The sequence below is a fragment of the Arthrobacter sp. Marseille-P9274 genome (assembly GCF_946892675.1).
Classification (GTDB): domain Bacteria; phylum Actinomycetota; class Actinomycetes; order Actinomycetales; family Micrococcaceae; genus Crystallibacter.
The window spans coordinates 1-8,826 of sequence record NZ_CAMPOV010000010.1 but is presented as its reverse complement, the minus strand read 5'-3'; the positions used below and the strand labels follow the sequence as shown (position 1 = coordinate 8,826).

Genomic DNA, 8,826 nt, shown 5'->3' with positions numbered 1-8,826 from the left:
TCGGCATCTCCAAGCCAACACTCTACGCCTATGTGCGATCGGCCGAGACCAAGCCGGTAGCCGCGTAGCGACGCTCGCCGACAAATAGCGCGATCAGAATGCCGCCACTTAGCGCGAGCGTTTACACCTACCCCTCTTGATCGATTTGAGGGCACCTTGGACTTTGCGATGCAAAAATCATAGGTTCTGCATCGCTACGGCAACGGCGGAAATCCGGGGGCTTCCGTGATGCATATATCCGATGCACAATGGCCGCATGATCTACGGCTATGCACGCGTTTCCTCGACCGGCCAGGACCTCGCCCCGCAGGTCGCCCAGCTCCTCGCTGCCGGCTGCGCCAAGATCTACCAGGAGAAGGCCAGCGCCGCGTCGGCCGAGCGGCAGAAGCTCAAGCGCGCGATCGGCGCACTCGATGCTGGCGACGTGCTGATGGTGACGGCCACCGATCGCCTGGCGCGCAACACCCGTGACCTGTTGAACATCCTTCATGCGGTGAAGGAGGCAGGGGCTGGCTTCCGCTCGATCGCGGAGCCGATGGTGGACACGACCTCGCAGTTTGCCGAGGTCGTCATCGCCGTCCTCGGGATCGCGGCAAGCTGGGAGCGCCAGCGGATCGTCGAGCGCACCGCAGTCGGCCGCGACCAGGCCAAGGCCCGTGGCGTGAAGTTCGGCCGGCGCGCCGCCCTCACGCCTCACCAGCAGGCCGAGGCGCTACAGCGCCTTGCCAACGGTGACACGCAGCGCACCGTCGCCGCTTTGCTCGGGGTCGATCAGGCCACGATATCGCGGCTGTCGCGGAGACAGGAAGAAAGGCCCTAATTAACAATGTTTGGTTTCTTCAAAAAGAAAGCCGCAAAGCCAGACCTCCATTTTGCGGCAAAGGGTTACATGCAGGTCGCAATTACCCGTCAGCATCGACCTGATTTTGATCTCCACGTTATCGAGCGTGGTTATGCAGCGGAGTTGTTGGATGAAGGATGCTCGACGCAGCAGGCATGGTCTGCTCGTTGGGGAGGCGTCTGCGCTATCAACGGTTCACCATCAGATTTTGAAGATGCGGTAGCTGCTATGAGGGAAGCACGCCGAGAAACAGGTATGTCCGAAAGGATGGGTAGCAAAGAAGAGGCCGAGGCTATGTATCTGGCGGCAGCTACCGCCGTCGTCACTCTACAGAATACGATGGACCCGGAAGGCTACCCGCATTTTCTGCGTTATATCGGGGCGCATTAAGCGGTCATTCGTCGGGGCGGCCAAATAGGCGACCGAAAAACCCCCTCTTGGATTCCGTGGGGCCGGGGCCGGCCAGCAGTCCGATCACTCGGGCTTGAGCCTCACGTCGTTCCTCATCCGATTGATCGAGGCGACGGCGAAGATCATCGATCGTGCCGTCCCGATCGCGCAACTGTTCCAAGGCAGCATCAAGACGAGCCTGCAACACATTGGAATCAGACCCGTTACGGGTGTCAGCATTGCCGTTGCGTAGCGTTTCAGATGGCGTTTCAGTTACTGGTGCGGCAGACTTGGGAGGGTACACCCGGTGCAGTTCGACCGGCTCGATCGAAAAAGAACCATCATCCTTTTTTATCGCAGAAATCCGACCGCTATTGATGGCTCGTGATATGGAAGCCTTGCTGATACCCGTTGCCTTTGCGGCTTCTCCGAGGGTGTAAGCCATCTTATCCGTCCCTGTTGCGGATCGTTTCAAAACGTAATCGGCTAACTGTTAGCAGAAACGGTCAGGTGGCGAAATGGTCAGACTCTGCCCCACTTGGTGGCACACCCCGTAACCCATTTCGTCCAATCTGCCTTGAGGGCATCCCCTACCAGTTTACGGCGCTGTTCGGGGCGGACGCGAGCATACTGATCCGCTAGGCGCTGTACGGAGTGACCACCGCCTAGGGCCATTCCGATTGCATGAAGCTCCGGGGTCTTGAACTCGTCCACCTGATCGTCGGCCGGCCAGCGTAAGGTGTCCGAAACCGATAGCCGAGAAGCCGCCGAGGCGATGAGGCTGGCGGTGTCGACGAGGGTTTCTGTCGTCCCTTCCCGGCGGGCCTTTCGGCCGCTGCTATGACGTCCCGCCTCATCGGCCGCGGCGTCAGTGGCGTCGTCGTCTTTAGGGGTGAAGGTCAGGGTGACATGGGTGATCTTGCCCCGCGCCCCGCGCTTTTCCGACCAGTCCATCGTGAAGGCGGCAAGCTGATCGATTTCGGCTTTGCTAGGTGTCAGTACCAGACGCCGGAAGTCGGAGAAGTTGGGCATCGAATTAGAGGGTGTGCCAAGCCGCTCCCGCAGCTCATCGATTGTTCCAGACCATGTGGGGCTACGCCGACCAGCCAGCAGGCAACCCATCTCATAGAGGGTGATCGCATACTTCGACCGGAAGGCGAGCAGAGCCGCCCGGTTTAGGCGAGCGTAGTAATCGCTCCCCTGTAGGATTGCCCTAGCCGGTGCCGTGAACTCCCACTCGACGGTGGCCCGGCCGTCTTCCGCATGTTCGTTGAGCGTCCAGGCGAGCAGGGCAGCGGTGAGCGTCGCCGCACGCCCTTGCGCCGAGGTCGAAGGCATTTGGAACTTCACATCCATCAGCTCATCGAGGGTGTCCTGGATCCGATCATTGGCGTTGTGGGTGCCTCGCAGATCGCGCTTGGCGATAACATGCGATCCCGGTCGCCACGCTTCGCCGGCAGCTTTGGCGATTAGAAGGGCCAGGGTCTTGCGGGCCGCCAAAGAGGGTGACGTACCTGCGCCGAACCGCGCTTCGATGAACTCGCCAGCTTTGACGATGGCATGACCGTCACGAACTGAGGTCGTGGAAGCCGCCTTCATCGTGCGGCCGATAGGAAGGTCGTCGGGCACGGCGTGAGCTTAGCCAGTTACGACATAAGATCAATGTCAATGTCATAGATCGCACAGTCGCCCCATCCTCATGGGGCACCCGATCCGTCGTAACTGAGCACCCCATTTGTCGTAGGTGCGCACCCCATTTGTCGTAACTGAGCACCCCATTTGTCGTAGGTCGGACCATTTTCCCTATATGAATCAACAGACAAGCAACCACTGAATCATAGAATCAATAGAATCTAGAATCATCGCGGGCGCGCGAGGCTAGCGTTGCATGATGGCAAGCGGAATCGGCCTTTGGCCGATGCGCTAATGATGCGTGCCGGCTACGCCGTCACAGAAGCGGCCTACCGGCCGCAGGCTTGGCGAGGAAAGAGTCGGGGCAGCGGCATCGTGCCATTATTCGCCGGTCGTCACACGGCGAGGCGGTTTGCCGTTGCGATCGTGGACGACGATCGCGGACACGCCCGAGGCGGCGATGCGGTCAATCAGGCGATCGGCCTCCTCGTACTGATCGCTGGGCCAGTCGCGGGCGACGTGAACGGACACGTCGCCGATTTCCAGCGTCAGGTGCGAGATGGAGGGATCGAGGTCGAGCAGCCGCGCCATGTCGGCCTGGGCGTTAGGCGTGACGTGCCGAAGATCGTGGCCGGTCATGATGAGCTGCCAGGTGCGGGTGCGATCATCGAGGCTCATGGCAGCAACCACCCGGTGTAGGATTTGGCATCAGGGTTTGCGCCGAAGCACCAGTATGCCCCGTCGCGCTTCTCGCGCTTCCAGCCATGATCCTTTGGGCAGGCCGCGATGGCGGGGATGGTCTGTTCGCTGGCCTGATCGATGCGGCGGGCGAGCTTGCCGTTGGTGGTGTTAGCCCAGCTCGCCGCAGCCGTTTCATCACGGGCGCGGGCGTAGCCTTGCGCATCGCCGGCCCCGTTACCCAGGTAGTAGCCGTAACCCCCGGCGATCGGGACCAGCAGGGCGAAACCGGCGAGCGCACCGTTCCACCACCTGTCCCAACGGCGCCGGCGCTGTTCATAGGCGCGGCGATCGGCGGCATCGGTCGCGAGCCGATCGGCCAGGGCGGCGTGTGCGGCCGTGTCAGCATCGATCCGACGCCGCAGGGCCTCTCCCGCCCCGGCAAGGCCGTCTGTGGCCCCACGACGCGCTCCGGCCTCCGCACGGGCCTCCAAGGCGGCAGGATCGACCAGGCGGGCCGCTATGGCCTTGTCACGGGCTTCCTCGTCCTCGGCGCGCTGTGCATCCCTGGCGGCGGCATCGGCAAGGCTGGCACGCACGTCGGACACCAAGTCGCGCAGGGTGCCAAAGCCGGCGAGGATGCGTTGGATGTTGGTATCAAGGTGGGAGAAGAAACTTTGCGCCTGGGCAGTGTCGGCGGCACCGCGCGCACGACCGGCAGCAGAGGGCGGCGGGTCGGGAGGCGTGTCGAACTCGGCGGGATCGAACTTGTCGGATGGGGGATCGGCTCTGCCCCCACCACGCGCCATTCCCCTTCCGCGTCCCTGATCGTGGAGCTGGCGGGCCTGTTCGAGCAGGCGGCGGGGGTCGTCGTCGCGGTCGCGATCCATCAGCGATCCTCCCCGGGCAGCGTCCACCCCTCGAACGGCTTCTTGTCTTGATCGCGGCTGATGCGGTGAATCAGCTCGGAGACGATGCCGGCGAAGCGTTTGTCCTTGCTGGCGGCGTCGATGAGCAGCCCGCCCAGGATAATCTTGCGGCGGGTATCGAGGCGGCGACCTTCGGCAGCGACACGGGCATTGAGCGCGTCGAGACGGGCCTTGGCCTGATCAACTCGTTTGCGGGCCTGTTCGATTGCTTCTGGTGTCGGTGCCGCCATGTTTCCTACCCGAAAGCATGAATACAAAGTGAGTATAGCGCAACTCAACAAGCGAAGCCACCCGAGACGACGATAGGAGACAAGGGCGCACTTTAGCATTACTACGTAATGCGTGCGGCAGGGATACCCTGCACCCATGTCGCGGTGCGACAGCGGGGCCTCCGCCCCACACCCCGACCAGCGTCATGCCGCTGGACTACGTTGGAGAAGGCAGGCGCAGCGATGGCGATCTATCATCTGGCGGTGAAATCGGTGTCGCGCTCGACCGGGCGCAGCGCGGTCGCGGCGGTTGCGTATCGTGCTGGCGTCTGTCTCGAAAACGAGCGTGACGGCCTGGTCCACGACTACACGCGGCGAGGCGGCGTCGAGGATGCGTTCATCGTTGCACCAGAAGGGGCGGAGTGGGCGCAGGATCGCTCCACCCTGTGGAACGCGGCCGAGGCGGCGGAGAAGCGCAAGGATGCCAAGGTGGCGCGGGAATACGAGTTGGGGCTACCGGCCGAGCTGGACGCCGGTCAGCGCCGCGACCTGGTTCGTGCTTTCGCGGAGAATATCCGCGACCGCTACGGGGTGGCGGTCGATGCAGCGATCCATGCCCCCCATGATTACGGCGACGATCGCAACCACCACGCCCACGTCATGACGACGACGCGGGAGGTCGGGCCTGACGGGCTGGGGGCGAAGACGCGCCAGCTCGACGTGCGCACGACGGCCTCGGTGGAGGTGGAGGCGATCCGTGAGCGGTGGGCGGGAATGGTCAACGACGCGTTGGAACTGGCCCAGGTGTCGGAGCGGGTCGATCACCGCAGTTACGAGCGTCAGGGGCTGGATATCGAGCCGACTGTGAAGATGGGCCACGCATCGGCCGCGATCGAGCGGCGCGCGTCGGCCGAGCAGATCGCGGCCGGCGAGGAGCCGCACGCCGTCACCCCGCGCGGGCAGATGAACGAGGCGATCATGGAGAAGCGGGGATTGGGCTTCTACATCGAGCGCGGCCAAGAGCGGATACGGGAATGGTCCCACCAGCTACGCGAGCGTGCCGAGCTGGCGATGCAGGGCATGTCGAGCTTGGTCCAGGGCGCGGCGCGGGCGATGCGGTCGGGGTTGCAGACCAGCGCAGGCGACGGGTTCAACGGGTTGCCTGCACTCGACCAGTTACCCCGGCGCGAGCAGACCGGTCCCGAGTTGGATCAACCGCAGATCGAGCGCGATCGGCAGCGGAATCGGCAACACGATCACGACATAGGGTTCGGGCGATAGCAGAAGGCTTCGCTTGACCGGCAGCATGTGCTAAATAACACCAATAGTATGAGAAACATGGAGGCCGCTATGGCGACCGTGCGCAAGACGATCACCCTTACCGAGCAGCAGAATGCGTGGATTGCCGCGCAGATCGACGCCGGCAGCTACACCAACGACAGCGAGGCGATCCGCGACCTCATCCGGCGCGAGCAGGAGCGGGGCCTTGAGATGGAGAGCATCCGTCAGGCGCTGATCGAGGGCGAGCAGAGCGGCGAGCCGGAGCTGTTCGACTTCGCCGCGTTCAAGCGGCGCAAAGCCGAGCAGCATGGCTGAATACCGGCTTAGCCCGAGGGCGCAGCGCGACCTCGATGCGATCTTCGACTATACCGTAGCGCATTGGGATTTGCCCCAAGCGATGCGCTATACCGACCTCATTGAGGCCGCTTGCGCCGATCTGGCCAAAGCACCGCAGCAGGCGCAGGGCTGCGCCAACATCCGGCCAGGCTATCGACGGCGCGGTGTTGAGCAGCACGTCATCTATTTTCGGCCGACCAGCTATGGCATCGCCGTCATCCGCATCCTGCATCAGCGCATGGATGCGAGCCGTCACCTGTGAATATTCAGGGTTCCTCCTTACGTCCTTCCATATCGTAGAGCATCACATCGTCACGCCCAGTCATCATTCCATATTTGAGGGAAGTCGTGTTGATCGTTGCCAAGCTGTTTTCAGAAACCATCGTGGTGACGTGAAGGCAATCAAGGTAGCGCAGGGTAGCTTCGACGCTATTTTCTCTCATGTAACGGACTACAAAATCAGGCGACCAAACCACGCCGCCGCCCTGCTGACCGATTAGAACGTCATTGGTCTGAAGGGAGTGAGACGTCCCACCTTGCCCGTTCTGAAAGATGCTTTCGCGGATCATTTTTCCATTGATGGACTGGCACGAGTAGCCGCCGCGAACAGCATCGTCTCCGATACCGATCGCCGGATCGGTGTAACGGGCTTTTATATACCGGCTCGCAAAGACCGTCGGCGGTTCCATGTCGCCGACCTGGACCAGCGTAGAGGCGCTCAGGCAATCCCACTGGCCCTTACTCGGCCAGCATCGCTCAGCCTGTTCGTTGGCAAACTTCTCGCTCGGTGACGCTTCCAGCCATCCCCAACTTCCATCGGGTAGCTTCCTCCAAGGATGCTTCGGCGTCTGTTCTACGGCTTGCTTTTGGCCGTTGTCGGGAGCTGGGTGACAACCCGTAACGGCCAATGCCGCGATGACGAAAAATCTCATTTCAGACTACTGCTTGTTTGGGAGGCGGAAGGTCACTTCCTGCGACGATCCCGATAGGCTCTGCCCAGTATCGGTAATTGTTCGCCCGGTCGAACTGAACGAGGATACCTTGAGGCCGCAGAGCTTCCCATAAGCGGAGCTGGCATACGATTTGCTGACGCCATTGTCCGTGAAGCGCCACTTGCCGCTGTTCTCGGAGAACTCCCTTGGTTTTACCAGTGCTGCCCAGAATGTGCGGTAGAACTCTCCTTCGTCCGTTGCACGGCATGAAGGCAGCACTGTCGCCATAAAGTCCGCAAAGCCCGAGCCTTGATAATCGGCGGGATTGTCGGACAGGATCGGGTATCTGCCCGAAAAAGAGATAGACTCGACCTTGCCGTCAACGACTGACGCGCTGATACCCACAATATCCAGGGGAGGCGACGTGTCTCTGAACCCGAAATCTTTAACGTAGGACCGGGCATCCGTGTGGGGCAGAACGATTTGCAAGGTCAGATTACGACGCCGGGCCTTGTCCGGATCGAAGCTGGCTTGGCTGCTCCAATCGTAAAACGGAATATCGGCTGCGGTTGTCACGAAGAAGCGTGTAGCCAGATAGGAGATACAGGCAGCGGGGCTTTGTCCTAGGCATCCTTCGCCGCTGGTTGTCTTACTCTCATCAATCAGCGCCTTTTCAACGGATGTTGCCTTAGCGGAGATTAAACGATCTCCTTCTTGTCGCATATCGACAAGAACACTTTTCTGAGCCTGAATCCCAGCGTTGAGCGTGAATGAATGCTGCGTTTGCGGATATGTGACGGGCGAGCAATACGGGAAAAATCCGTTGGAACGGAACGTCAGAGCCGCCTCGCAATAGACTGCGGGCACCTTGCTTTCCAAGGATGTCCTGAGCTGTTCAATACGCCGCTCTTCCTTAGTTGACTTTCGGTCTTTTGCCGTAGCTGGTCCTGTCGCAACCGCTAATACTATCGATCCCGCTATAATCATACGCATCGCTTTCCTCCCAGATTATTTATTTGTGCAGCGTACGCTTTTAACTTCACGGGTATCTATCGGTTCTCCGTCATCTCCAATCGGGTATCGATACATCACATTTTTATCGCGATCATCAATCTCCATCCTAATATTACTTTCTCCTAACAGGTTAGTCTCCGTTCGCCCTGTAAACCTTCCATTGAACAGGCTGCCACTGCCACCACGCTTCGTCATCGCCCCGCCAAACTCGACACCAATTAAAAGGTAATCATTACCCTCATAGTAATTTACGCTACCACCATCGATAAAGACCTTGTTGACGCCCTCTGCATCGCGGCAATCCGCAAGCGTCGGTGCCCAGCTACCACGGAAAACTTGTGATATTTCATCGTGGTATGGCTTAGATTGCGCCGCGCTGAGGCTTGGGACGCATATCAACGCTGCAATTAGAATTGCTCTCATACCTACCTGTAAACGCTCGCGATAATTGGCGGCATTCTGATCGCGCTATTTGTCAGTTGCCGGGTCCGATGACGAGGCAATCGCGCGCGGCCTGAACGATGTCAGCGGTGACCTCCTCGACGCGGTTGAGGGTCATGATCCGCCGCATCTGCGCGAACAGG

13 protein-coding genes are annotated in these 8,826 nt (G+C 60.6%); 5 read left to right on the top strand and 8 right to left on the bottom strand.

What is annotated here, in order from left to right:
• Window positions 1–256: 256 nt before the first annotated feature.
• Window positions 257–820, top strand: a complete 564-nt coding sequence (locus OC550_RS22915) for a recombinase family protein (RefSeq protein WP_061773072.1) — start codon at window positions 257–259, stop codon at window positions 818–820.
• 6 nt (window positions 821–826) lie between these two features.
• Window positions 827–1,231, top strand: a complete 405-nt coding sequence (locus OC550_RS22910) for a hypothetical protein (RefSeq protein WP_262108046.1) — start codon at window positions 827–829, stop codon at window positions 1,229–1,231.
• A 4-nt stretch (window positions 1,232–1,235) separates the two neighbouring features.
• Here the strand turns inward: OC550_RS22910 and OC550_RS22905 are convergent, their stop codons facing one another.
• From OC550_RS22905 to OC550_RS22885, 5 genes are all read right to left on the bottom strand, one after another.
• Window positions 1,236–1,676 (bottom strand): hypothetical protein, encoded by a 441-nt coding sequence (locus OC550_RS22905; RefSeq protein WP_262108045.1) that lies wholly within the window; start codon window positions 1,674–1,676, stop codon window positions 1,236–1,238.
• 77 nt (window positions 1,677–1,753) lie between these two features.
• The gene (locus OC550_RS22900) at window positions 1,754–2,860 is read right to left on the bottom strand and encodes a replication initiation protein (protein WP_262108044.1); all 1,107 of its coding nucleotides are present in this window, start codon (window positions 2,858–2,860) and stop codon (window positions 1,754–1,756) included.
• A 384-nt stretch (window positions 2,861–3,244) separates the two neighbouring features.
• Complete coding sequence (locus OC550_RS22895) at window positions 3,245–3,541, bottom strand: hypothetical protein (RefSeq protein WP_262108043.1); 297 nt, start codon at window positions 3,539–3,541, stop codon at window positions 3,245–3,247.
• Window positions 3,538–4,431 (bottom strand): hypothetical protein, encoded by an 894-nt coding sequence (locus OC550_RS22890; protein WP_262108042.1) that lies wholly within the window; start codon window positions 4,429–4,431, stop codon window positions 3,538–3,540. The genes OC550_RS22895 and OC550_RS22890 overlap by 4 nt, the downstream gene beginning before the upstream one ends.
• On the bottom strand, window positions 4,431–4,700 hold the full coding sequence (locus OC550_RS22885) for a hypothetical protein (protein ID WP_262108041.1): 270 nt from the start codon (window positions 4,698–4,700) through the stop codon (window positions 4,431–4,433). Before OC550_RS22885 ends, OC550_RS22890 begins: the two co-directional genes overlap by 1 nt.
• A gap of 222 nt (window positions 4,701–4,922) precedes the next feature.
• Between OC550_RS22885 and mobQ the strand changes: the two genes are divergently transcribed.
• The 3 genes from mobQ (at window position 4,923) to OC550_RS22870 (ending at window position 6,558) form a co-directional block, all read left to right on the top strand.
• Window positions 4,923–5,960: a MobQ family relaxase gene (mobQ, locus tag OC550_RS22880; RefSeq protein WP_262108040.1), complete on the top strand. Its 1,038-nt coding sequence runs from the start codon at window positions 4,923–4,925 to the stop codon at window positions 5,958–5,960.
• 69 nt (window positions 5,961–6,029) lie between these two features.
• Window positions 6,030–6,275 (top strand): type II toxin-antitoxin system ParD family antitoxin, encoded by a 246-nt coding sequence (locus OC550_RS22875; protein ID WP_021224656.1) that lies wholly within the window; start codon window positions 6,030–6,032, stop codon window positions 6,273–6,275.
• A complete protein-coding gene (locus tag OC550_RS22870) occupies window positions 6,268–6,558 on the top strand; it encodes a type II toxin-antitoxin system RelE/ParE family toxin (protein ID WP_061772985.1) in 291 nt (96 codons plus the stop codon). The genes OC550_RS22875 and OC550_RS22870 overlap by 8 nt, the downstream gene beginning before the upstream one ends.
• A 4-nt stretch (window positions 6,559–6,562) precedes the next feature.
• Here OC550_RS22870 and OC550_RS22865 read toward each other — a convergent pair whose 3' ends face one another.
• The 3 genes from OC550_RS22865 to OC550_RS22855 are packed head-to-tail and all read right to left on the bottom strand — an operon-like array spanning window position 6,563 to window position 8,665.
• Complete coding sequence (locus OC550_RS22865) at window positions 6,563–7,228, bottom strand: hypothetical protein (protein ID WP_262108039.1); 666 nt, start codon at window positions 7,226–7,228, stop codon at window positions 6,563–6,565.
• Window positions 7,229–7,234: 6 nt separating this feature from the next.
• A complete protein-coding gene (locus OC550_RS22860) occupies window positions 7,235–8,221 on the bottom strand; it encodes a hypothetical protein (protein ID WP_133062356.1) in 987 nt (328 codons plus the stop codon).
• A gap of 15 nt (window positions 8,222–8,236) precedes the next feature.
• Window positions 8,237–8,665, bottom strand: coding sequence for a hypothetical protein (locus OC550_RS22855; RefSeq protein ID WP_088296618.1), 429 nt, complete (start codon window positions 8,663–8,665; stop codon window positions 8,237–8,239).
• Window positions 8,666–8,826: the final 161 nt, after the last annotated feature.